Source organism: Alkalibacterium sp. f15 (assembly GCF_049389645.1).
Lineage (GTDB): Bacteria > Bacillota > Bacilli > Lactobacillales > Carnobacteriaceae_A > Alkalibacterium.
This window is the reverse complement of record NZ_CP186540.1, coordinates 2,131,903-2,157,161: the sequence shown is the minus strand read 5'-3', so window position 1 is coordinate 2,157,161 and position 25,259 is coordinate 2,131,903. Positions and strand designations below refer to the sequence as shown.

22 protein-coding genes are annotated in these 25,259 nt (G+C 35.5%); 4 read left to right on the top strand and 18 right to left on the bottom strand.

The features are described from left to right. The first annotated feature begins 114 nt into the window (after positions 1–114). Positions 115–1,026 (top strand): ArsR/SmtB family transcription factor, encoded by a 912-nt coding sequence (locus ACO1PF_RS10260; RefSeq protein ID WP_423188962.1) that lies wholly within the window; start codon positions 115–117, stop codon positions 1,024–1,026. Between the two features lie 1,437 nt (positions 1,027–2,463). Here the strand turns inward: ACO1PF_RS10260 and ACO1PF_RS10255 are convergent. The 9 genes from ACO1PF_RS10255 to ACO1PF_RS10215 all read right to left on the bottom strand — a co-directional run bounded on the left by ACO1PF_RS10255 (position 2,464) and on the right by ACO1PF_RS10215 (position 12,220). Further along, positions 2,464–3,186 carry a hypothetical protein gene (locus ACO1PF_RS10255; RefSeq protein ID WP_423188961.1) on the bottom strand — a complete coding sequence of 241 codons (723 nt, stop codon included), beginning with the start codon at positions 3,184–3,186 and terminating at the stop codon, positions 2,464–2,466. A 10-nt stretch (positions 3,187–3,196) separates the two neighbouring features. Next, positions 3,197–4,015, bottom strand: a complete 819-nt coding sequence (locus ACO1PF_RS10250; protein WP_423188960.1) for a DUF6574 domain-containing protein — start codon at positions 4,013–4,015, stop codon at positions 3,197–3,199. Between the two features lie 26 nt (positions 4,016–4,041). Next, positions 4,042–4,725: a hypothetical protein gene (locus ACO1PF_RS10245; protein ID WP_423188959.1), complete on the bottom strand. Its 684-nt coding sequence runs from the start codon at positions 4,723–4,725 to the stop codon at positions 4,042–4,044. Positions 4,726–4,748: 23 nt separating this feature from the next. Further along, positions 4,749–6,143, bottom strand: coding sequence for a zinc ribbon domain-containing protein (locus ACO1PF_RS10240; protein ID WP_423188958.1), 1,395 nt, complete (start codon positions 6,141–6,143; stop codon positions 4,749–4,751). Between the two features lie 351 nt (positions 6,144–6,494). Then, positions 6,495–7,925 (bottom strand): zinc ribbon domain-containing protein, encoded by a 1,431-nt coding sequence (locus ACO1PF_RS10235; RefSeq protein WP_423188957.1) that lies wholly within the window; start codon positions 7,923–7,925, stop codon positions 6,495–6,497. 374 nt (positions 7,926–8,299) lie between these two features. Further along, positions 8,300–8,572 carry a DUF4282 domain-containing protein gene (locus ACO1PF_RS10230; RefSeq protein WP_423188956.1) on the bottom strand — a complete coding sequence of 91 codons (273 nt, stop codon included), beginning with the start codon at positions 8,570–8,572 and terminating at the stop codon, positions 8,300–8,302. Positions 8,573–9,361: 789 nt separating this feature from the next. Further along, positions 9,362–10,255 (bottom strand): UTP--glucose-1-phosphate uridylyltransferase GalU, encoded by an 894-nt coding sequence (galU, locus tag ACO1PF_RS10225; protein WP_423188955.1) that lies wholly within the window; start codon positions 10,253–10,255, stop codon positions 9,362–9,364. A gap of 566 nt (positions 10,256–10,821) precedes the next feature. After that, complete coding sequence (locus ACO1PF_RS10220) at positions 10,822–11,652, bottom strand: N-acetylmuramoyl-L-alanine amidase family protein (protein WP_423188954.1); 831 nt, start codon at positions 11,650–11,652, stop codon at positions 10,822–10,824. A gap of 22 nt (positions 11,653–11,674) precedes the next feature. After that, a complete protein-coding gene (locus ACO1PF_RS10215; RefSeq protein WP_423188953.1) occupies positions 11,675–12,220 on the bottom strand; it encodes a sigma-70 family RNA polymerase sigma factor in 546 nt (181 codons plus the stop codon). Between the two features lie 386 nt (positions 12,221–12,606). On the opposite strand from ACO1PF_RS10215, the gene ACO1PF_RS10210 reads away from it, so the two are divergent. Next, positions 12,607–13,476 carry a hypothetical protein gene (locus ACO1PF_RS10210; RefSeq protein ID WP_423188952.1) on the top strand — a complete coding sequence of 290 codons (870 nt, stop codon included), beginning with the start codon at positions 12,607–12,609 and terminating at the stop codon, positions 13,474–13,476. A gap of 199 nt (positions 13,477–13,675) precedes the next feature. Here the strand turns inward: ACO1PF_RS10210 and ACO1PF_RS10205 are convergent, their stop codons facing one another. From ACO1PF_RS10205 to ACO1PF_RS10190, 4 genes are all read right to left on the bottom strand, one after another. After that, positions 13,676–13,936, bottom strand: a complete 261-nt coding sequence (locus tag ACO1PF_RS10205) for a DUF4282 domain-containing protein (RefSeq protein WP_423188951.1) — start codon at positions 13,934–13,936, stop codon at positions 13,676–13,678. A 193-nt stretch (positions 13,937–14,129) separates the two neighbouring features. Beyond that, positions 14,130–15,941 carry a hypothetical protein gene (locus tag ACO1PF_RS10200; protein ID WP_423188950.1) on the bottom strand — a complete coding sequence of 604 codons (1,812 nt, stop codon included), beginning with the start codon at positions 15,939–15,941 and terminating at the stop codon, positions 14,130–14,132. Then, on the bottom strand, positions 15,931–16,980 hold the full coding sequence (locus ACO1PF_RS10195) for a hypothetical protein (protein ID WP_423188949.1): 1,050 nt from the start codon (positions 16,978–16,980) through the stop codon (positions 15,931–15,933). The genes ACO1PF_RS10200 and ACO1PF_RS10195 overlap by 11 nt, the downstream gene beginning before the upstream one ends. Before the next feature lie 5 nt (positions 16,981–16,985). Further along, positions 16,986–17,261 carry a hypothetical protein gene (locus ACO1PF_RS10190; RefSeq protein ID WP_423188948.1) on the bottom strand — a complete coding sequence of 92 codons (276 nt, stop codon included), beginning with the start codon at positions 17,259–17,261 and terminating at the stop codon, positions 16,986–16,988. 684 nt (positions 17,262–17,945) lie between these two features. Between ACO1PF_RS10190 and ACO1PF_RS10185 the strand changes: the two genes are divergently transcribed. Continuing rightward, complete coding sequence (locus ACO1PF_RS10185) at positions 17,946–18,554, top strand: plasmid pRiA4b ORF-3 family protein (RefSeq protein WP_423188947.1); 609 nt, start codon at positions 17,946–17,948, stop codon at positions 18,552–18,554. 179 nt (positions 18,555–18,733) lie between these two features. After that, the gene (locus tag ACO1PF_RS10180) at positions 18,734–19,342 is read left to right on the top strand and encodes a hypothetical protein (RefSeq protein WP_423188946.1); all 609 of its coding nucleotides are present in this window, start codon (positions 18,734–18,736) and stop codon (positions 19,340–19,342) included. 370 nt (positions 19,343–19,712) lie between these two features. Here the strand turns inward: ACO1PF_RS10180 and ACO1PF_RS10175 are convergent, their stop codons facing one another. From ACO1PF_RS10175 to ACO1PF_RS10155, 5 genes are all read right to left on the bottom strand, one after another. Further along, positions 19,713–19,910, bottom strand: a complete 198-nt coding sequence (locus ACO1PF_RS10175) for a hypothetical protein (RefSeq protein WP_423188945.1) — start codon at positions 19,908–19,910, stop codon at positions 19,713–19,715. A gap of 744 nt (positions 19,911–20,654) precedes the next feature. Beyond that, entirely contained in the window at positions 20,655–21,656 is a 1,002-nt protein-coding gene (locus tag ACO1PF_RS10170) for a glycosyltransferase family 2 protein (protein WP_423188944.1), read from the bottom strand. Positions 21,657–21,678: 22 nt separating this feature from the next. Then, on the bottom strand, positions 21,679–22,635 hold the full coding sequence (locus ACO1PF_RS10165; protein ID WP_423188943.1) for a polysaccharide pyruvyl transferase family protein: 957 nt from the start codon (positions 22,633–22,635) through the stop codon (positions 21,679–21,681). 25 nt (positions 22,636–22,660) lie between these two features. Then, positions 22,661–24,013, bottom strand: a complete 1,353-nt coding sequence (locus ACO1PF_RS10160; RefSeq protein ID WP_423188942.1) for a flippase — start codon at positions 24,011–24,013, stop codon at positions 22,661–22,663. Then, the gene (locus tag ACO1PF_RS10155; RefSeq protein WP_423188941.1) at positions 24,006–25,157 is read right to left on the bottom strand and encodes a glycosyltransferase family 4 protein; all 1,152 of its coding nucleotides are present in this window, start codon (positions 25,155–25,157) and stop codon (positions 24,006–24,008) included. Before ACO1PF_RS10155 ends, ACO1PF_RS10160 begins: the two co-directional genes overlap by 8 nt. Positions 25,158–25,259: the final 102 nt, after the last annotated feature.

Below are 25,259 nucleotides of genomic sequence, written 5' to 3'. Positions count from 1 at the left end.
AAGCCTTTTCTTTGTTTTGTATAATGGATTTACTAAAGAGTAAACCATAAGCATAAAAGGCCTGTCCAAACGTTATATTAATTAACTTATCGGTTAACTAAAGGAGAGAAAAAGATGGAAGTTCATACCACGACAGACTCATTAGCAATTTTTGAAGCACTGGCAAGTGATACCCGTCTGAAGATCGTCAATCTCTTGTCTGAAAAAGAACGCAACATAAAAGAACTGGCAGCCGAACTATATATGTCAAGCGCCATCGTCACCAGGCATATCAAACAGCTGGAAGAAGCGAATATCATCAAGACCAAACGGCTGCCCGGTAAAGCTGGGAGCCAGAAAATTTGTTCTTTGGCGATCGACCAGTTGTTCATCCGCTTCCCCCGAGTGCTGTACCCTGAATACGAACAGCACCGGACAGACATCAAAGTTGGACATTTTACCGATTTCAACGTTGAACCCACTTGCGGCCTGGCAACTAAAAACGACTATGTCGGAAACCTGGATGACCCCAAGCACTTTATGAACGCCGACCGGATGGACGCGGATATCCTGTGGTTCTCAAAAGGCTTTGTGGAATACAAATTCCCGAACCTGCTAACCCAAAACGAAAGACCAGAACTGCTCGAGATCAGTTTGGAGATTTCGTCCGAATTCCCTGTTTCCAATAACAACTGGCCGTCCGATATCTCTTTTTATATCAACGATGTCTGTGTGGGAACCTGGACCGTACCCGGCAACTTCTCGGATGTTAGAGGACGCCAGACACCAAACTGGTGGCCCAAAGACAACAGTCAGTACGGCTTGCTTAAGATCCTGCGAATCAACAATAAGGAAACCCTCATTGACGGCGAATCGATTTCAGAAGTGAACTTGTCCCAACTCGATTTTGACCAACCATTAATGAAACTAAAAATAGCCGTAGACGAAGACTCCAAACACGTCGGTGGACTGACATTGTTCGGCAAGAGCTTCGGCAACCACAATCAGGACATCCAAAGCACTGTTTACTATTCCACCCATGAATGATTGATTTAGTAGATAATGAAAACGCCCATGCCCTTCCCTATTAAATAAGGGAAAGCATGGGTGTTTTCATTTTTGAGTGACTTTGATCGGAAATTTTGTCAGGCAGCTGACAAAATACACCTCTTTTTATAAGATCTTTTCTTAATCTTCAGAAGTTTCGGTTTCTTTTTGAGAAACTCCTGAAGATTATCTGTTATCTTAAGCAGTTAGGCTTGTATGCTCTCAAACTTCTGAAGTTTAGGCGTCAATCTTAAGGAGTTTTGGCTTTTTCCGTTTTAACTTGGAACTAGTTAAAATCCTAAAGACCAGAAATTAACTAACTGGAATTCATGTTTTATTAGCAGTGCTTTTATCTCGGAAATTTTGTCAGGCAGCTGACAAAATACACCTTCTTTTATAAGATCTTTTGTTAATCTTCAGTAGTTTCTGTTTCTTTTTGAGAAACTCCTGAAGATTATCTGTTATCTTAAGAAGTTAGGCTTGTATGCTCTCAAACTTCTGAAGTTTAAGCGTTAATCTTAAGGAGTTTTGGCTTTTTCCGTTTTCACTTGGAACTAGTTAAAATCCTAAAGACCAGAAATCAACTAACTGGAATCGGTGTTTTATTAGCAGTGCTTTTATCTCGGAAATTTTGTCAGGCAACTGACAAAATACACCTCTTTTTATAAGATCTTTTCTTAATCTTCAGAATTTTCTGTTTCTTTTTGAGAAACTACTGAAGATTACCTGTTATCTTAAGAAGTTAGACTTATTTTCTCTCAAACTTCTTAAGTTTAGGCGTCAATCTTAAGAAGTTTTGGCTTTTTCCGTTTTCACTTGGAACTAGTTACAATCCTAAAGACCAGAAATTAACTAACCGGAATTCATGTTATATTAGCAGTTATTTTATCAGTAAATTGATAAATTAGTTTGAAAAGAAAAGACTTTTAGTATTGATCAATTCGATCGATACTAAAAGTCTTCTAAATGATCAGTATTCAATTTTTTTCATCTACGATTTCTTAGATATTTCATCAACCATTTAATTATCAATATCAACAAAAAAATACTCAAGACGGCTAGCAGAGTATAAATTGCCCAAATAATAAAATAGGCCGCAAAAGCAGCTATCATAGCAAAAAAAGAATAACAATCCTAAACATCCAAACATGTACTGTCCTCCATTCAACCCACATATTCAAATTTATAACGGTCTTTAAACAAGACTGGGTATATCTTCTTCTCTCAACACGAAGAAATCTTTGTCATCGCGATTTTCATCTACTGCGATTTCGCTTGCTTAAATTAATGACAGAAACGAATCATCCATCTGATTTTCACTTTGCGGAAGTAAACTAAGGTTCAAGTCAGCCTCTTCACGTGATTGCTTGAATTTCAAGTTTTCATTTTCATCTATATGTAAAATAAAAGAGTCACATTGTGACCCCTTCGTTTTGATTAAAAGTTTAAGAATCCTCTAAAGCCGTAATACACTAATATAGCTAAAACTATATACGCAATAACTATCTGATAATACCCATCTAATTTTTTTGTGCCTTTTGTCTGATTATTAAACAAGTAATAATTGTAGATATTTAGCTGGTTCAATAAAGCAACGAACATTACAAATATTCCGATGCCCTCGTTCAAACCAATAAGACCGGCCAATATAAATATAATGGACTGTGTGTTCATTAGTCCTCCATACTCGGTTACCACATCTGCAATAGTGCTTGAAGTATTCAGTAACCCTTTATTTATGACCAACAAAACTCCAACTACAATAGCCTGGAAGATTAAGAATTTGAACAAGGTCGCGAAATGGTCATAATTCACTACTGTCATTTGAACAGTCGCAAATATAATAATGCTGATCAACCCGTTGATCCAACTAGTTGTCTTGAATACCGATGCTGGACGCAATAATGTTTCTTTCAGGAATCGACCGTAATCACTAATGTATGTTTTTACCAAATCAACATCTAATGAAATGGTATTTGACTGCTTGGTTACAAGTGTCGATTCAGCATTGTTCGTTTCCTGAGTTACTTGGGGCCGAATTGTTTCCGAATCGCCTGTCGAGTTAAATGTCAAATGAAGATTGTCTACTTTAGCACCACATTCTTTACAAAATTTCGCGTTATCATTAAGATTGGCACTGCATGTTTTACACTTATTCATATTATTCCTCCTACCATCCTAATGATCCTAAATTGTCTATAGCTGTGATAATGGGTTCTATCTGCAGATAGATGATGATACTAAACAAAAGAAAGACGAGTATGTTGCTGATTAAAAGCGCATAGAACGTATTATTCGTACTCTTGTATGATTTTACATAAATATAATAATTCATAGCAATAAAACATAAAAGAAGTGTAAAACCTATGAATGATAGACCAAGAACCATTATGTTTTCGCTTTTTATCAGGTACGTTAAAATAGCAGCTATGCCCAACAAAATGATATTGGGTGTAAGTAGACCGCCAAATTCAGTAAACACTTGCGTTAGGGTAAGTTCCTTTTTCACTAAAATCTTTAGTATCATATATGCTGAAAAAACAAATACACCATATATCGTGACACTCATTAGAAAAAGATTAGGTAATAGTTGATTTACTTGATTCGTGAAGCCCCCACTCAGACCTAACAATGCCCCTAAGCCTGTTTGATTCATAGCGATACTTATGGCTCCAGTAATAATAGAATAAATAGCTAATACAGTTATAAGTGATAAGATACCAAAATGAATAAAGCCATTATTCGATTGTTTTTCATTTAATGCAACTGTTGGATACTTGGCTGTTCGCTTGAAGTAATCAATATATCCACTGTTTTGAATCGATCCCTTAGCTTGGGAAAAAGTTTTCCCTAACTTTTCTTTCACTACTTCTGCATTGATCTCTTGTATATGCGTTGCAGTTGTAGCACCATTAAATCTGTTGCCACACTTTGAGCAAAAGCTTGCTTCGTTTGGTAATTCGTTCCCGCAATTTGTACAATATTTCATATTTTCCTCCTTTATTCCTAATTGATTTAATCTACATCATAGTAAAATGTATCAAAAAGAATCAGTGCACCATAATTGTCTTCTCTAATAATTTCCATTTCGCTCAAATCAATATCCATTTGTTTTGCTAGAAACGCCGGCACCTCTCCAGAAATCGTCACCATATTCCCATTTTGTTTTTGTTGTAACCCTGCTAATTCTATGATTTCTTCCAAGTCATACCAATAATAGCCATCATATAATTCCGTTATCGGCATAGTTACTTCTAATTTTACGTTTTCACTTAGGTCAGCGTAATATCTATATCCATCATTGCTTTCTACTAGTCTAACTGTCGCCGAAATATCTAATTGATCATAATCATCAATGAATCTTAAGGTTGCATCCCCACTTCTTGAAATGCTTAATGTATTTGATCTGCTATTGTCAACCATCGTATCATCGGCCTCGTATGTCCCAGCAATGTCTATCCCACCAACAGTAAAATATGCAATAACTAACACAGTAATAACTAATAACCCACCCAGTACTCTTTTATCTTTCAATACCTGTTTATAATCTTGAAGATTAAACTTCGACTTACTCTCATTTTTTATTGAACTTTCCGGAAAAACTTTCTCATTAAAATCATAACCACAATCTATACAAAATATAGATTCTTTTGTCTGTTCTTTCCCACAATTGGGACAATATTTTTTCGCGTTTTCCATTATATACTCCTTTTACCTGATTTTTAGTTGTCTTCTCCGCCTTCTTCATAAAGTAATTCCTCATTACTGATATCAGTTATGAAAGCATCATAGTCTCTATAGGGATTGTTCGTAGGGACATATTCGATCGTCATATCTTTCTTGTAATGTCTTATTTTATTATTTCTGTATACGCGGTAATCAAAAGACGATACGTATGTCACTTCATAATGCACATCAAAAGTATACATGCCCGTTTGTTCATATTCCTTAAGTTCGACCTCAAAACTGACATCATCCATATCTTCGTTATCATAAATATCTTTTGCAAAAGCTAAAAATTGTTTGTGCTGTTCTTCATAGGCACTGCCATCTGGAGAAAATAATGTTGCATAGTACTCAACATCCGAATCATTATAGTAACGTGTGAGAGAAGATGCGGTGTTATACATTGTATAGATAACATCATTTAAATCATATTCATCAGCGACGACTAGATCATCGAAGTAATAAGTATCATCATAATCAGATAAATCAACTTTATCTGAACTGATAACATCGTCGCCAAATGATTTGGATACATGCAGTGTTTGACCCAGTTCCACTTGAATCGGCCCAAACTGACCTTCTCCATTTGTTAACGTACCGATTTCTTTGTCATCTACATAAACAGTCGCATCCGCTAAATCGCTGTATACATCAAAATAAGTGCCCTGAAGTATCAAATCGATATCTGTGATGAAATCCGAGTGGAGCAGTGACACGTTCTCAGTTCTTGTTAACGTACTATCATTAATGACTCCCTCAACATTGAAATCATAATCTCCAGGTGCTAAAGGCCCAATTTCTTTATAAAACTCATCACTATCTGAAGTCAAAAGTTCGACTTCATTACTTGAAATTTTAGCTCCTTTTGCATTGGTATAAACCGTTGCATAAACAGGTGTAATGACAAGCTCAAAATTATCATAAAAAAGGAAATGCGCTCCATTTTCTCTAATTTCTAGCATATCGTATGTATCGCTATATTGTAATTCACTCACCAAGCTATTCAGGTAGTTAGGGTTCTCCTCAAGATATGTAACAAAGGGTGCAATCGTTTCTGCATCAATTTCAAAATTAGGATCATCCGTTTTCAAAATACCAGCCAGAGCTTCTGGATCATTCGATGAGAGCACTTCGATTAAGTTCTCCTTCTGATTCTCTTGACTGAATACGTTCTCGCCTATTTTATAACCTGCGAAAGACATAACACCCAAACCGACTGCCATACCCAGTACGATCTTCTGCGTTTTTGTTAACACTACTTTGGTCGTCTGTTTAGGTGAGCTGCTGGCGGTCTTGTTCGGGTCAGATATATTTTCCACGGTCGTGCCACATTCTTCACAAAATTTGCTGCCTTCTTCTAGTTTTGATCCACATTCTTCACAAAAAAACATGTGATTCCTCCTTATTATTTTTAAGTCTTTCTTGTAAAACCACTGAAAATGCTAACTTATTTGCCACTCCTTTACACTGTATTTATATAGCCACTAACTGATACTGTTAAAAGGTGGACCTATTCATAATCGATACCACCCAGTAAACAGATCTTTAAATATATTATCGGTTTAAACACAATATTATTAAGTATATATATGAACAATCTTTTTGTTGGGGCTCAATAAATCTATGCCATAAGTAACCCCATCCTATGAGGTTTAGTATTCTCGTCGAACGTTTTTATTTCAAATAATCTATCTTTCCCTTACTTCGGTCACTACCTCATTAGGTCATCTCACTATAACTGACTATTCATTGCTGTCATATATTAATTCTTCGCTCCCAAACCCATCAATAAATAATTCTTCTTCATTTGCCCACGTATCCCGAATAGCTTCATCTGCAATTAACGAGACGTTATAGGTGAACGTTCGAATGCGGTTTTCTTTATCCAATGACCAATCATATTCAGTGATATAGTCAACTTCTAAATCAACTGTATATTCTTTCATTCCAACCTGATTAAAATTAGTAAGCGTCACATCATATGTCGTTCGATCAGCGTCTTCATTCTCACGCTGTCTCTCTGCATAATCGATGAAGAAAGGTCGCAATTCATCATACGCTACTCCTTGATAAAAATAGTTCCCAAAATCTTCAATCAATCCTTCTAAATCATAATTATCGTCTTGGGTCATTCCGCTCAAGGTATAATACATATCCCTCAATGCCATCTCAGCACTATCTATATTTAAAGATTCTTGAAATTTCAAATAGTAGTTTTCCTCATCGAAAGCAGACATAGTGATCGCACTGGTCTTCAATTCTCCAAATGATTCTTCTTTTCTTAATTCGAGCTGTGATTCGTTCAGGCTTCCAAAGGGTCCAAAATGCCCCGATCCATTTTGAAGCTGACCTATCTCTTTATCGTTAATGTACACAAATGGATCATCTAGATTACTTTCAACGGTAAAAGAAAAGCCTTGAATAGGCAGATCGATCAATACATTATCCTGAGAAGCAGTGACATAACTATTCTCTTCAGTCATGAGCTCATGACCATCTATTTTTGTCACCGCACTGAACACATACTCTCCTGGAATCAACGGACCATGTTCAAAAGAAAAATCTTCTTCATCAGAAACGACCACTTCTTCAGCGTTTATTGAAAACGTCACATTTTCCATATTGGTAGAAAGTGTAACAAAGGCAGGTAGCAGTTCCAATTCATATTTGTCGAAGAGATAAAAGTAAGACCCTTTTGGCACTAATTTTAAGGATTCATAGCTTCTTTCAGTAGCTAGCGCCTTTCTCAATTCAATTGCATCGACATCCGTTAAGTAAACATCTACATACGGTTTGATCGTATCCTCATCAATCTCCAATTCATCATGAGTTGATGTGAGGTTGGCAGCAATACTTTCGTAATCCTTTGAGTGTAATATTTTCACCATACGATCGACCTGATTTCTTACACTATAGTAATCCTGTCCGTACTGATACGAGAAGTAGCCTGCTACACTTAAAAAGATCACGAGTACCGAAGTAACGATCACTCCTTTTGGAAATGGTTTTTTAGACGAGCTTGCTCCTTTTTTTTCTGGATGTTTTGGTTCTTTAGTTATATGGGGATCTCCCTGTGAGCTATTAGTATCTTTGGGAACAACTGCTGCACCGCAGCCTTGACAAAATTTTTGTTCATACTCTAGTTTATGTCCACATTCTTCACAATAATTCATCCTACATCACCTTGTCTGTTTAGTAATAGGTTTCTTCCTTCATTTAAATCTGGTTTTGTCCCCAAGTTTAAAAATCCAGAGAGGTTCTCACTTTCTGAAAGTAAATACTATTTCTCTCGTTGTTCTATTATTATTTATGTAAATTAGAAAAGTTTTGATAAGGAAACTTTAGTCCGGTTTAAGTCATTGTGCTGAAAAGCTGCTGGTTCTATTTTACGATAAAATTTTGGAGGAATGACTATCCGAAAAATGAATACCTGCCTAAATCGATAATAATAAAGGCTCTAAAACAGCTGGTATTAGTGAGTTTTTTCTTACTAATTCAACTGTTATAGAACCTTTTTATAATAAAACACCTGACAACTAATTTAAATTTATCTGTAACGAATATCTTGTAGTGCTTCATGAATTTTAAATAAAACAATGATTATTTCACAATTCACTCTAACTAAAAGCGGCCCCATTATAATGACTACTAAACCTGCAAAAGCCATATCTCCTGCTACAATCATTAATAATCCCGCAAGTACGGAAATTACTAAACCTAAGAAAAAAATAATTTGAATTATTTTAGGTGTGATCATATTGTCAAACTTGAAAAAAGATTTGCTGTTTTGCTGAACTTCGTTTGATGTACTATTATCCATTTTCATCTCTCCTAATAATTTTTTTAATATCTTTGCATTAATAAAAACTTTCGTCAATCCAGTTAATTGATCGACGATCCATTCATTTAATTCTATCTTCTTACAACATACTTTTTTTAACCATGGTCAATTGTAAAGAAAATAACGCTTCACCCCTCATACCAATGATGAAATTATTTGAACGCAATACAATTTAGGCTCTACCGACAGACATTCGGATGTTTATTTATAGTAACAATTCACTAATTTCTTTAATGTGTGAATTTTATAAATCTCTTCTTGATCGACCTCTTCCCATATATCAATATAATATCATCTAATATATTTAGTAATATATTAACTATATTCATCGCTAATATTACTAATATGTCTATGAAGAGTCAATAAAAGAAACAAATATTATATATACTTTAAAGTCATTAATAGTCATTTTATAACTAAATTAACACTCTGGAAAGAATCTGATGAATGTGATATTATTAACAATTCACACAATGTTCACATTTAAAGAAGCTTCTTAACCATACTCCATAGATAAAGACCATCAACTATATTCTCTTCGAGTAATACTGAAAATCCGAACTTTTATGATTAAACCTGTAATAATCTCTGGCTTTTATCTCAACTTATCTAAAAACATATAAGACGTTTCTGTTTTAATGTCTCCTTGTCCTACCCACTTGTTAAGAGTAACAAGTGGCCCTAAAACAACAGAAAACGCCTTACGATTAGCGCTAATCGTAAGGCGTTTCTCCATTTAAGGGTTCATTTTTGTTTACTAAAAACACATTATTTAATATTCTGAACCGTTTCTTTTTCTACTATTTTCTCAAGATAAGTTAAAAAATCTTCTCTCAAGTCGTCTCTTCTCAGTGCGGTCTCGACCGTTGCTTCCAAGAAACCGAGTTTATCACCGACATCATAACGTTTCCCTTCAAAATCATAAGCGACCATATCTTCTTGTAAGGCCAGCTCTTTGAGGGCATCTGTTAATTGGATCTCTCCGCCTTTGCCCGGTTCGGTATCTTTGAGGATATCAAAGATTGCGGGATTGATGATGTATCGGCCTAAAATGGCTACATTTGACGGCGCTTCTTCCATCGCTGGTTTTTCGACCAAGCCGTTTACCGAGTAAACATTATCTGCCAGCTGTTTGCCGTCCACGATGCCGTATTTGCTGACATCTTCTTGTTTGACCGTTTGGACGCCTAAGACACTTGTCTCATAGTCATCATAACAGTTGATCATCTGTTTCAAACAAGGCGTGTCTTCAGTATAAACAATGTCATCACCCAGTAATACTGCGAAGGGTTCATCCCCTACGAAGGTTTTCGCACAATAAATCGCATGGCCCAGTCCCTTGGCTTCTTTCTGCCTTATGTAATGGATATCCACCATGTCGGATATACTATTGACCAGTTCCAGTAATTCAGTCTTGCCTTTCTTTTCGAGTTCCAGTTCCAGCTCCACAGAATGATCAAAGTGATCCTCGATCGCCCGTTTATTTTTACCGGTAATGATCAAAATTTCTTCAATACCACTGGCAATGGCCTCTTCCACAATGTATTGAATCGTCGGTTTGTCGACGACCGGCAGCATTTCCTTGGGCATCGCTTTTGTAGCAGGTAAAAAGCGCGTACCAAAACCAGCTGCTGGAATGACTGCTTTTCTTACTTTTGACATATATATTCTCCTCCATCTTTTATATTTATATTAACCTATATCTTGGTAATTAACCACATACAAAATAATTACCTTTAGTCAGTCGATCCATTAGTGAGTTTATTTTATGAAGTTTGTATGCTCGCAATTTAGTTATTCGCTCTAGCAGCCCGCTGTTCGGGCACTTATTACAATAAAAAATATATTATCTATAGAAGTGGAAACGAACTAACAGTTTATTTTTTTCGACTGATTATCAATCGTGACGAGTGGATTTAAAACACTATTCTATTCACAACGATACCCCCTAATCAACTAGAGTTCAAGCAAATTAACTCGCAGCTCCTGTCGATCAGCGCTGAAATGTTTTGGATTTCTTTTTAATTGGCTGTTATTTTTGTTAATTCTATAGGTCCTTCTAATCAAGAATAATAGCACTTAAATAGCCGTGTCCTTGTTCCGTATCTGCTTAATCGAAACGAGTCGAACCTCAAAACAAGCAAAACACCTGCCGATCAAAAAAAAATCGGCAGGTATTCTTTATTTTATGCAGTTATTTTTCGCCGGTCGGAAAATTTATTCTTAGTTTAAAGCACGTTTACGTATGCCGGGCTGGCGGTGATATAATAAACGTCGCCTTTGGAGTTTTTGACCTGGTATTGTTCACCGCGTCCCACTTTCAGCTTTTTAACGACTGTTGGAAAACCTTGGCCGAACGTCACGTGGCCAAAGACGTCTTTATCTGACCAGCTTGGCTTGTTGTAAAAACGGAGCTTTCCAGCGTGATGACTGACTAGGCGTTTTTTGCCGGAGTCCTTTTTCAGTGCGATAGATTTCAACACACTGACACCCGCTTCCGGCTGGCGGTACACATGTCCCGTCGCCAGACACAAGCCTTCGATCACGGCTTCTGCCGCCAGCTGAAACTGGGTGTTATCAGCGTAATGGTTGAAGTCCGTCGGGTGATCGATAAAGCCGTATTCCAGTATCACCGTTTCGGTCTTACCCGTCAGGCGGTGCATGTAGTAGTAATCCACCCCTTTTTTGATCTCCCGCTTAAATACGCGACGCTTGGGTAAGCCCGTCTTGGCAACGACCCGGTCCACCAGGTCAGTAGCCAGATCCGGTTTACCATGGACCGAATAAATGCCCTCCACGCCCCTGGCTTCACCATTAAAGGCATTCCAATGGTTGGATAGACAGAGGTCGTACTGATTTTTAATGCGCGCCACCCGCTGCACCGGCTCGAGCGTGTTGTCTTCACGTCGGGTGAGGGAGACATCAACGCCCAAAGCTTTCAAGCGGATATACTGATACAGACTCATTTTAAGATTCCAGTCCTTTTCGTCGACGCCAAAGCCGCGTGCACCACCGTCTTTCCCGCCGTGTCCTGGGTCGATGATTAATGTTTTTGTCATATGATTTCCTACTTTCTCTTGTTTATTTTTTCAGATCATTTTTGAAGTGGATCAATTTCTCGCCTATCTTGTGTTTCCACTGGTAGACCGTATTGCGTGACACCCCGTACTTTCTGGCAATATCCTGGACACTCAGTTCCAGCATGACGGCATCGATCAGATACGCCTGTTCCTGCTCAGTCAGACACACAAGCATCGACTGAAACAAACCCAAAAAAAGGACGTCGTCATCACTCGTGTAGCCCATCAATTGGTTCTCCAGTATACTGTCGTCCGGGAGCGCACTCTCACGCTCTCGCTGTTTGGCCGCTTTTCTCAGTTCGTCTAAAATCCCCCACCTGACACGCTGATAGGCAAACCCGGTGAACCGGTAATACGCTTCTTCCTCATTCAAGTCGTTCGGGTAATTCTCATATGCTTCCACCAGCTTCAGCCGCCCGACTTGCAGGTAATCCTCATAGTCCGGGTGATTGTAACTCACGTGGCATGCTTTCAGAACCCCATAGACCAGTGAATCATGGATGAAGAAAAAGTCACTGGCCACCTCTTCTGTTAACTGTCTTATCATGTTGTCCTCTTGTCCGAAGATCTTCTTTGAAATTTATACAAGGCCTTGTATGATCCTACTTTATTCCTTTACCCCTTCTCATTCAAAGGACCGTAACGGCAAAAAAATAGACCGATCAGTGCACTTTCTGTCTGTACGGACAGAAAGCATGACTGATCGGATATTAACACTTAAAACTTTTAACGGATTCTAATAAAAGAAGATGACTTCTCTTTCAAAAAATAAAAAGAGAGTAAAAATGTCACATCAAAATACAATTTCTCCACCTTCATTAATTAAAAATAAAATTTTTCTCATCTTGTGAAAAAAGTATAAATCTATACAAAAAAATGATATATTTTAAAAGTAACCGTTTTCAAAATAATTCAACTTGGAGGAATGTTTTATTGGACTTCGAAACAAAGCAACAGACAACCTATCTTGAGCAACTCACAGCACTCGTGACCGATAGCCATGGCACACAATTTCCAGATTATTCATTGGTCCCTTCACCGTCTTCACCTCACTTATTATGTCTGTCACCGGAGACGATGCTGGACCATTTAGACCTGGCCATTGAGCAGAAACATTTACTTATAGACAACGAAACGTTTTATGTGTATGACTTATCAAAGGAAAAAAGCACCCCTTATAACACCCTCGTTTTTCAGTTGAACGGGTCACCTTTAAAGACGCTCGAAACCACAACGAAAGTCATGGACCGATACTTCGACTACATAAACGTGGACTACCGCTGGGTCAGGCAATTCGGACATGCGCTGAACGTTAAAAAGTGCTGCCCTTTCGTGCTGGGTTCCCATTACTTGACACCAGACAGCGGGGCCATTAGAAAACACGCTAACTGGATCGCCTTTCATCATGTCCTGGACTTTTACCCACATGGTAACAGGACTTTTTTCAACATCGCAGGACATCACCAGCTCGTTTCAAAACGTTCCTATAAACATATGCTGCATCTCGCACACCAGACACGTTTATTGGCTGAGTCTCAAGACAAGATAACCAGGGAATGGCTGACACTCCTAGCCAACCAAGCGGGCACCTACAGTCAAAACAACATCATCAACCGGCTGTCCACGCCCTCTGTCTTCACTCAGCCCAGTCCACCCCTTTCTTCCTGGATGATGAAACTCATCTTCTTTCAGGCGAAATATCTGCTTTTGGGCCTACTGAAAGAAGGTGATCCGCTGATCGACGAGTTGAAGAAGAAACACGAGAAAGATTTGTTGGATGACGAGGAGGAAGATGATAGTTAATACCTGTAAAAGTAGCGAGTCATAAAAATTAGATTGCAAAATAGAAAAACAAGAAGTAACTGATAAATGATGTTTCTTCTTGAAATAAAGATCCACCTGCCAACTAGTACAAGTTGACAGGTGGATTATATTCATCTACTTTTATTCTGAATTATGACTTGGTCTTTACCGCTAATTGGTTATTCAACCCATTTATACTCTACTTATATCGTATATCTTGTAACGCTTCGTGAATCTTAAAAATAACAATGATCAACTCACAATTCACTCTAATCAATAGTGGTCCCACTAAAATAACTACTAAGCCTCCAAAAATTGACTCTCCACTAAATATCATCACTAATCCAATAACCAAAGTAATAGCTAGCCCTATATAAAAAAGAATCTGTATGATTTTAGGTGTGATCATATTGTCAAAGTTTAAGAATGATTTATTTTTGTCCTGAATGTTATTATCCATTTCTTCACTCCCTTTCAAAATATACAGTGTGAATAATTTTTTATGAACTCACCAAAAAATGAATCAAGTAGATTTACCGCCCTTACTTTGGTAAACTCTAGGCGGAAAATCGACTTTAAATTCTAACCCCGTTTTCACTTTTTTAACAACTCAACAAAAAAATCTGCCGTTTTGATTTCTGGTTCCCATATCGCTAGGCAGTATTCAATCCCATGAACTTCAACCACTCGTCTTCAAATTGAATATCCATATTGAACGTGTCAGCAACTTTCTTCAGGTCTCCAGAAACATCTTTTTCATACGGATTTAGATTAGTCAGGTTATTGTAAACACTGATGCTGTCTGCCCTAGCTTCTTGAATCATCTGGTGGACAGTTCCTTGCGTATATTCTGAAGCCAAACCAACATAATGATCAAACTCTAAATTAACTTCATTGAAAACATCTCGAATCTTATTCATTTTAAAGCCATATTTCACATCAAACAGGTCCGACTTTTGAAGAACCGACATTGTCGCATTCGTACATACAACACTTGTTAATAGCTGCAAAGGCTTAAGCATCCATTCAGGTAAATTAGCGCCTTTCTCGATTAATTCAAAGAGCACCTCGACAACGATATTGGTAACAGCTACGGCATAAAGATTGGTAACGGCATCTGCTTTCTCTGCTCTTGAAGAATCCTTGTTTGCAATAATCCTAACAGCATCTATGGTTGACATGATTATGGTCTTTACCATTTTCATCATTTTTTTTATAGTGGCCTTTATCAGATTGATCAGGATATCCATAAACGTTTTAACTAACTTTTTAAGCGAATTAAAAGCTACATTCTTAAAGATCGCTTTCATTTTAGACAATAGATATTTTCCGATTCGTTTGCCTGCACGGCTTATCTTATCCATCACAGCATCAAGGCTCTCATGTTTAGCTGTCAAAGCTTTCTTTACTTCATAAAATAGTGGTGGTGCCCCAAAGTAAATAAGCTGGCCAGAAATGATTTTACCTAGTGACACTTTTGTTTCATAGACAGCCTCTTTACCTATGGACTTATAATCAGCATTTTTAAGTATCACTTTGCTTTCTGCATTTTGAGACGTTTTAATATTTTCTACAAGCTTCTTTTTAACGGTTTTGGGTACTTTACCCTCTTCATTTAAATAACCTTTTTCCTTAAGGTTCTCTATTTTACTCCCACCGTTATCTGCCTCCCATCTATCACAGAAAGCCTCCGCTAACTGTTTTGGTGTCGCACGATGTGTGATGTCATTCCCATCATCACCATAGACTTTCACATCCCCTTTTGAGGCATTAGCAGACTTGTCCATCATAGCGAAATTGTCATCAGAGTTGAGCATTTCTTTTAAGTCGGCTATGCCCTTCTCTTTTAAATACTTCTGATTGTATCCAGCCGCATTCACTGACTGAGTGTGTTCGACCTCTTGACGTCTTTTATGATTCCCATTCTTATCGGTAATATACTCTCCAACTTTATCCGTATACTCATCGATAATATTACCCTGATTATCCGTCTGAACACCCGCATACTCATCTTTGCTCTTCTTGATCATTTCATGATCTTCATAACGTGTCTTCTCTTTACCATTACTATCCTGATAAGTGGTTTTTTCAAACAGCTTGACTTGATTTGAATCGATTTCCTCAATAATATTCGATAAGGTAGACGAATTGTGGTCAGTGTAATTATATACTGACTTTCTAATATCCTCATTCGTTGATAGCGGATCATACTCATTGTGATAATCAAACTCAAATAGTCGTTTTACCATTTGATCTACAGTAATATAGTAATCTGATGTATCAAAGTAACTTCTGACGACTTCGCCAGCAACATCTCTCCCACAGTTTTGTACAAATTGGTTGCCCAGATCATCTTGTAAAATATCCTTACACTTCGTATTTACCTGCTGAACGAGATTTAAATAGACATGACCCTGATATTTCATCATGTTCTGGCGTACTTTAACAGCTTCTTCAAGATTCACTATGATCCACCTCACTATACAGTCTGTTTTCCTTCACTTGTGCTAATTTTGTATTGATCAGTTCGACTTGATTATTAAAATCTTCTTTTTCTTGTTCTGATATCTGATGATCTTCAAGTAGTGTCGTTAAAATAGGCTTTGAAAAAAACTCGGCGATTATTTTATAAAAATGAAAACTGTTCTGGACCAGAAGGAAATGCTTATGATAGGGCGTCTGCCTATAAAGAGTTATAGAATCTGGCTTTAACTCTTTGATTTCCTCATTCGCTATGATTTTATTCTTTGCATCCTCAGCAATTAAGAAGCTTTTGACATAACCTAACTCAGGCAACATCGTCTCCTCAATCGATTGACTGATGGACAGCAAATTAACCCGATAGATTTCAGCTATTTTTATTGCATCCTCCATTGTTTCAAGAAAGTGCTGTTTTATTTTGATATCATTTTTGAAGCTCATTTTTATCTCATCAAGCGTTATATTTAGTTCCGTGATTTTATCTTTATCTGATTTATTCTTTTTAAGGATACCAACAAGCCCAATTACTAAAGGTGCTACTACTAGTGGTGACACCACTGAAAGGGGAGCTGTCACATACCCTAGAGCTGAATAAGCGGGTAAAGCCGATGTCCCCATTGTTCCGATTGTTCCTACAGTACCAGCTGCGATCCCTTTACCTACCTTTCTCTCAAAATCAGTGTAAGGACCTTCTTCATGATCCAAAGAATCTTCTGACTGACTCATATCTTTATGGTAATTCATTCTTGATTGTTCTGTTTTAAAATCAAAGGGTGAAAGTTTAATTCCTACATCGCCAAAAATAGTTAAAAATTCATATAGTTTCTCAATTTGTGGACCAAAATTAATGATTCTAATAGAATTTATCATTGGAATTTGATCATTGTAATCATAGACTTTTCTTTTGATCTCACAGTTTATTTTTATTACTTCTCTTTCGTAGTTCTCCTGTTCAGTCTTTATTTCATCTGTTAACTGCTCTATCTGCTTCTCTTTTTCACTAGTAAATCCGAACATTGACATAATTATCACTCCATATATTCATAGTATTTATCATTGTCCGGGATTTTCACTCCTACAATATTTCCATTCTTTACCCTGTATATGAACGTACCATTTCCATCATTGACCGATATGTCGAATGCTTCACGAGATGATCCTTTTATTGATACCTGACCCTTATCAAGTGGAATAACTTTGTCTATCTCATTTTCCTCAGAGTCATTTAAGTTACTTCTGAAATAATATACGGCGACAATTACGGCAACTACGACTAATATTACTAATACAATAAACCAATCCATCCTTATCCCTCCATCCATTATTTCTCAGTTACTAGAATGCCAGATAGTGTTTAAGACTCTTTAATCTCACACCATAGCTGACTTTTATATTAAATTACCAGTTAACTCATACCTCATTAACGTTTAGTCTTATGTATGACTTCTAGCAAAATTCATGACATTATCAGGGGCATAATTCACCTTTATCACCCTTTCATTATCTATACCACTACTCATCTAAATGATTAGTACACAACTGAATTCCATATGTTTTTTTGTTAAATTTTCAGTCCTGAAAACAGTCGTTATAGAGTGTAAATATAACATTCTTGTTATTTAAAAGTATACCTTTCCATTTACTTAATAACAACAAATTTCACAAGCATATATTTATAAAATCATCGATATCGTATTTTACAATCGTAATAATATTTTACCTTTAGAATTCTTTATCTTATACTGTGCACAAAATTCAATCTTCACTACTTTCATGTTGTTTGGGAATCCTTTCTTTCTAATGACGTATCTGAACAAGTTATTGGCTTTTTTAAATAAAATAGATTTAGGATAAGCGAACCCTCGATCCAAACCTACTGACACTAATATCTGTACCTGCCAAAGGACATCCTTTTTCCTATTATTAACTAGACACTTCTGGTATCATAAAGCCATGAAATCAAGTCTAGAATCAAGGTTGGTGAGCATATGATTTATCAATTTAAAGTCACACTGAAAGATGTTGGGGTTCCGGTGTGGCGGAAACTTCAAGTGGACAGTGAGACAACCTTTGAGTGCTTTCACTACATCATTTTGGCTGCATTTGACTGGCTAGGTTATCATCTCCACGAGTTTGAGATACGCAAATCAAATGGTATCCGGTTTAGCAATACAAGCATCGGCCAAAAAGAAAATGCTCCCCTAACAGAGAGCTCTCCTTATCTACTTCAACTAAGAAAGACGCTTGCTCATCCAGAAGATTATGGGCTGCCCCGTTTTTTCCATGAAGAAGACGAACGATTATCCGACTGGTTCAAGGAGGAAAAAGACCGCGCGCTCTATACTTATGACTGTGGTGATGATTGGGAACATGAAATCATCTTGGAAAAAATACTAGACTCCGATCCGAATGCCAGCTACCCTCTTTGCACAAAAGCTAAGAACGATACACCGCTTGAGGACAGTCGCAGAGATCTTTTGAATAACCAATTTGATTTAACCCATCCAAACGGGAAAGAGCTTGCCCAAGCTATCAATGATACATTCAAAAGTGAAGGCTGGGAAAAAGTCTTTTTAGATAGAGATGAGTTTGTCTGACCCCTACAATGCCTAAAAAAGTGACACCTAAAAACCCATAAAAACCTGCCTACAGTTGGTTAACCATCTCATTAGGTTAATTATTTTAACGTCCCTTCCTATTCATCCATTGATACACTGTTAGAAGGCACTGTTTTTATGTTATAATACATAAATCAGCGTAAAAGGAGAAATTTATTATGAACAAGCAATTAATAGCTACGATCAAGGAATTAGAAATCAATAAAGCACCAGAAGAACAGACATTAGAGTTAGCGAATCAAAGTTACACAAAAAAACAGTTGGCTCATTTTATCGAGCGCTTTGACTTAGACATTGCCAAAAGCTGGAAAAAGGATGAAATCGTCGCACCACTTTCAGACTGGATGAAAGAAGCAAGTGTAGATTTATTGAATTCAGACACAGAACTTCGCTCATTTTATATGGAGAAAGTACTGAATGCCGAAGAACCCCTCGATGTCTACAGCAACGACTTATCAGAAGCAGATTTAGAACGTGTTCTTCTTCTTATGGAACATGGTATGGCTTATAATGTCGATGGACAACTTTGGACACCAGACGAGACAATAAGTGCCGTTTCGAAAGATGTTGAGTCAGATGATCAAAGCGTTTCAAGCGAAGAACCTACACCTCAAGAAAAAGCTAAAGAGATTACGTCTCAGCCAGAATTAATTAAGAAGAAGCCTACTCAAACGACTTCTCCCTCTCTTTCTAAAGAAGAAAAATTAGCTCAAAATAAGCAAATTAGACTGAAATACTTAAAGAAACAAGCCAAAAAGAAAAAATAATTAAGGTACGAAACACATGCATTACTTTAGACACAGCGTGCATACAAAAAGAGCTTTGAGGTTAACACTCAAAGCTCTTTTTGTATGCACGTGATTTGATTATAAAAGAACGAATCAAAGCCGCTCCACAATATTTTGTCAGGAATCAATTTCATCCGCACCCCCGTTATTCAATAATTAAATTAATTGATGACATCGATGGCATTGAAAGCATATTTTCACTTCCTCCGCCATTATTAGTTTAGTCACCAATGGCGGTGAAAGATTTTGATTGGGCTGACAAGCTTTATTTTAATACCATCTTTTAAGATTCTTAAGCAATATTATCTAATTTCGTGTTATATTAAACACTATTGTTACCAAAAAATTATTACTCATTGCTTTTTGAATCAATATCATCCAATTCGAACCATAATTCTCTTATCTGTTCTCCTGTATTTGCGTTATAATCAGCATCATAGCTAATCCCACAAGGACACATTCCATAATAATTATATTTTAATCCAATACTATCACGATTTAATTTAATCTGATTACTACATTTTTTGCATGTAATTGTCATCTTCATATCTCTTCTCTTTTTTAAGATTCTTTACTTTTTCTTTATTTCTGTTCAAATTGAGATTCGCTAATTTTTTCTAATCTATAACTCAGGAGAACATCTTTTTTTGAGATAAGTTGACTGAGAAAATGATTAATTATCCTTCTTAGCCAGCTATACCATCGATAATGCACACTGCGGTCAGAATGAGTGATGAGGCATATTACATCATTCACAGTCACTAGAACTTCATCAAAAACAGAATTCACTAGTTCTGTTTTTGCACCGTACTATTAGAGAAGCATACAATACCAACGTCAAAACCGTCACTGACAGGTGAAAAGAAAACTCGAAAAATTTGGTTGATAATTTTCCCACCTTTAATAAATATAGAAGTGAAAAAATGCATTCTCCCCCAAGAGTAACTAATATTAATTATAAGAATTACAAAATGTATAATATGCAAGATAAGTACAAGAAATCAATCATAGATAGTTTTATAACAAAGATTTTTACTAGCACTCTTAATAATCGACTAAAAGACTTTGATAGATGACATAGATGAATTTTTAATAATTCATCTATGTCGCAACAATCATAAAAAATCACGATGCTCCACAGCTTGTATTTCTCTAAACTCTTTGAAATTTTATGTTTATCCGTGACATTTAGAGAGTGATTATTTTTTGCTTAGTTTGTTAAATATCTGCCGACAAATCTAAAGCTAGCGGTTACTCTCATTTATCTTGTTTGTGGACACATCGCTTTCATTTAATTTGTATAATTATTTAGTTTTTTTTTTTTTTTACTCTTATGTGTTTGTATTTTAATTATTCGAGTGATACGATTTATTATCTTATATAAAATATTGGGATAAATCATTTTATAATATTGTTCATCATAGTTCCTGTCTGGAATTACAAATTTTGGTTCAGTTAATGGGAATTCTAAATTTGTTGTATCCATAAAAAAGAAAGCAGCAATCTTTTTTGGTAAAAAATTTATGTTACTACCTGAATGAGTTGACCCACTTCCGATTCCAACATTAGTAATTTGATTACGATTTGGCACTATTGATAACCATGAATTAATATGTCGCGTTAATCCCCATTGATAATCCCAATATGAAACATTTGGTTCATTTAATATTTTTTTTTGTGCAGCTTTCCAGGTATTAATCCTTTGCTTTGCTGCCGATTTAGGTGTGATATCCATTTTAACTAAATTTTGGATATAATCATCTTTTAAATGGTCCATATTAAAATCATATTCTTCCCATCTGTCTTTCCAAGTGGCCCACCCCCAAATGGATCCGGTTTTCACAAAACCATATGAGTTTCCTCCAAAGTCATATTGTTCAAAATAATTCAAGCCACTAATTATGCCAACTCTTTTATCATTCTGATATTTAATTAACATTTCCTTACAAAACGAAAAAAATGAATCCGCTGGTATACAATCATCTTCTAAGATAATCGCTTTATCTACATGCTCAAATACCCACGTAATACCTGTAAATGGTCGACGACCACAACCTAAATTTGATTCAGAGTAATTCTTAAACACTTCGCATTCCCAATCAATATCATCGACAATCGATCTGCACTCATTAATTCTTTGATTATCACTGTCGTTAATAAGCCTTGCTCCATCTTGAATAAGAAATAATTTAGCAGGCCTCGCTTTCTTAATTTTTTCGAATACTTTTGAAAGTGTATCTGGACGAACGAAAAAAATTAACGCAACAGGAATATCTAGTTCTGACTTATGCATTTTTTTCCTCCTAATAAAATAATTATATAAACTGTTTTTTCCATTTGTTAATATTGTCAATTGGAATGTTTATATCTGTAGTAAAGACACTATTGATTTTATGATCCAACATTTCAATTTCATTTCTTTTGATACAAGTAAGATTGAAATCTTTTTGTTTTTCAATAGCTCTATTGTCAATTCCGATTATAATAGTTCTCTTCTTTTTTTGTAAGGCACGAATTCCAGCATGTAATCTTGTTCCAACATAATCTATGTCTTTTTCTAAAATCAAATCATAAGATTTTAAATTTGGACTTATAATTTTCACTTTTTCATTTGTGATGTTTAATTCTTGAAAATATTCATAATCTTTAGTTCCTTGTATCCAGAAATAGACATTTTTATAATTTTCACAAAGTATTTGAAAAAGTTTAGTATCTCTGACTATATCTTTATTATAATCTGTAATTGTACATACAACATCATTCGCCTTATTATTCGGTATATCACTACAATGTTCTTTAGTAAGGTCCCACATCGTTGGACAAGCAGTGTTTAAAACATTAGTAATGCCTATTTTTTTTAACTGTTTTTCCGTATAAGAATCTCTAACTGAATGATAATAATTAGATGTTAATACTTTTTTGTATAATTCTTTTGTATACAAATTTGGTTCATCTCCATATTGCCACCATCCAGCACCAACTAATATGGATGGCCCAACTTGCCTTGCATTAACTATTGTAATATCCCATTGACGGAATAATCTGTTCATTTTTCCCCTCAACAGATTACTTCCACAAACAAATTTATAATCAAAATCCTTTGTATGTCTTAAGTATCTAGATACAGGTAGATGGGTAGATACTTCTACCACAAAAGATTTATTTAATAAATATTCAAGTTGATTATATGCTCCATCAAATATAATATGATCCCCCATATTAAGACTACTAATCGCAGGATTATATAATACTATTTTCTTTAATTCATTCATTATTTTCCTCCTTATAAGAACATTTTTAAGTGCTATATTTATTTTGACCTTTTCTAAGAATGAAGAGCGAGAAAGCTCTAAAAATCATTATTGAATTTACTCTTACCTCTTTAAAAAAGGTTGGTGTAATTACATTGGCTATAAATTGACTTACTAGTGTAGCAATCGCTGCTCCATATCCACCTAAGTATGGAATTAATAGTATGTTTAATAATACATTCGATATGGCTCCACTAAAAACGAAGATAGTATTATATTTATGCAGACCCTCACATACAAGCCAAGTTGACGAGGCTGTTCCGATCATCGCAAATGTCCCTGCCCAGATACTTATCGATAAAATACTAGCTGCCTTTGAAAAATCTGAACCATAAAGCAAATCAATAATAAAGCCAGAAAAAATGAGAATAAATAACCCAAATGCTATACTAAGCCAAGTAACAATAGTATATAACACTTGGACAGTGTATATATATTTTTTTTCATCAGTTTTTTTCTTCTTCATTATAACCGGTTTGAAGGATACAATAATTGCCATAGGAACAAAATACCACATGCTAGCTACTTGCACTGCAGCTGAGTAAACTCCTACTTCCACTTTTGTTGGCATCATTGCTCCTAACATTACTTGATCTATCTTCATATATATCGTAACCATTAAACCTGATAGAATTAAATACCAACTCTGTGATAAAATTTTTCTCGCATATACTAAGTCAAATTTCCACTTATACTTATTTTCAATATTTCTTGAATATGCAATTATCAATCCTATTCCTATAATTAATGCATCAAACATATATATAGTAGCATAATGAATTAAATTTCCATTAAAAAATACTAAGGCTAGTTTTAGTCCAGCAGTGATTACGTAAGCTCCCATTCTAATAATCGATGATATTTTTGCTTTTTGATATGCCTGAATCCAGTATTCAATAACTTCTAATGCTTTAATAACCATAGCGAATGACATTATCAAAACTAAAATATGCAATTCCCGATCATTTGGCTCTATAATTCTAATTATAAAGGATGACATTACAGTTAAAAAAATCCCGCCGACCACCCTCAAAACTAAACTAGTACATAAAACTGTTCCCTCATCATAATCTTTATCCAATATTGATTTAACAGTTAGTGTTTCAAGACCTAATGTAGAAAATGCAGTAAATAGTGCCACAAATGATAATGCATAGTTGTATTGTCCAAAAATCTCAGGACCAAAGTATCTAGCGATTGTAGCTGTAACAAACACACCAATTATCATAGTGAATATTTTATCACCTACTAGCCACCCTGCGTTCTTTATTATCTTCGTAACGACTTCACTTTTAAAGAATTGTTTTTTTACTTGACCGAATAGTTTTATTTCATTCATTTTCTATTCCTTCTTTAAAGGTATTATTGTATATCTCAATCAATCTTCTCGTATTTTCAGCTCTATCGTGTGTTATCAGTGCACGCTCTCTCGAATTTCGAGAAAACTTCACTGCCAACTGATCATTTTTAAATATCTCACAGATATAATATGCTAACATATAAGGAGCATCGTGTTGATATAAAAAGCCTTCTTCTTTATCTATTAGCATATCTGGTATTCCACCTACATATGAAGCTACACTTGGCACTCCCAATATCATTGCTTCACCTAAAGAATTAGGACTATTTTCAATCGATGACGGACACACAAATGCATGAGTTTTTAAATACTTTCGGCACATTCCTTTTTCATCAAGCTGTCCAGTGAAAATAACTTTTCCTACTAATTCTAATTTATTAATCATATTTTGTATATAAATACCATAATTAGTAATCAACACTTTGTCTTTAAAAGAATCTGATTTAGTTATATCTTTTCCACTTATATAAAGTTTTGCCTCAGGATACTTTTTTAACACTGCAGGCATTGCTTCTAGCATATAATGTAATCCCTTAATTGGATATTGTGCTTGACTTAAGAATATTGAATACTTTTCACATTTATTTAAATCCCATTGATGTTGATAAAATTCTTTTCTAAGGGTCTCGTTACAAAGATGATATTGGGCTTTCGGATTAATTTGAGCTGAACAAGCTTTATCCCATGTGGTTCGACCAATGATATGATTTGTCTTTTTTAATGATTCAATTTCATTTTTACCTCTATTTTTAAAAATCTTTTTTAATCCTACTACACTATCTTTTCTTATGAAATTTCTAATTGTTTTACCGTAAATAGCATTTATCGGTAGATTTGAGTACAAATGTTTTTCAATAATTGATACAAGTCCTTGAATGGATATTACAGTTTTTATGTTTAATTTATTGCATGCATTAATCATAGATAGAGTATGTGCTAGCTCGGTTCCATAAATGTGTACAATATCCGGCTCAATTTTATTTAATAATAATTTAAATGAATCGTTATTTTCTATTAATTTTTCATCATTTTCATTTATAGGTTTAAAAGGAAAGTAATTTATCTTTTCGCCTGATAATTTTTTGAATTTATTAGCCTTATTAGTTGGAAATGCAATAAACAAATCGATTTTTTCATGATTTGATAGATCTTTTGATGCATTTATAAGCCAACCACCAAACGGTGACGGTTTTTCACCTAATAACTGACTTGCCTCTGGTAATGG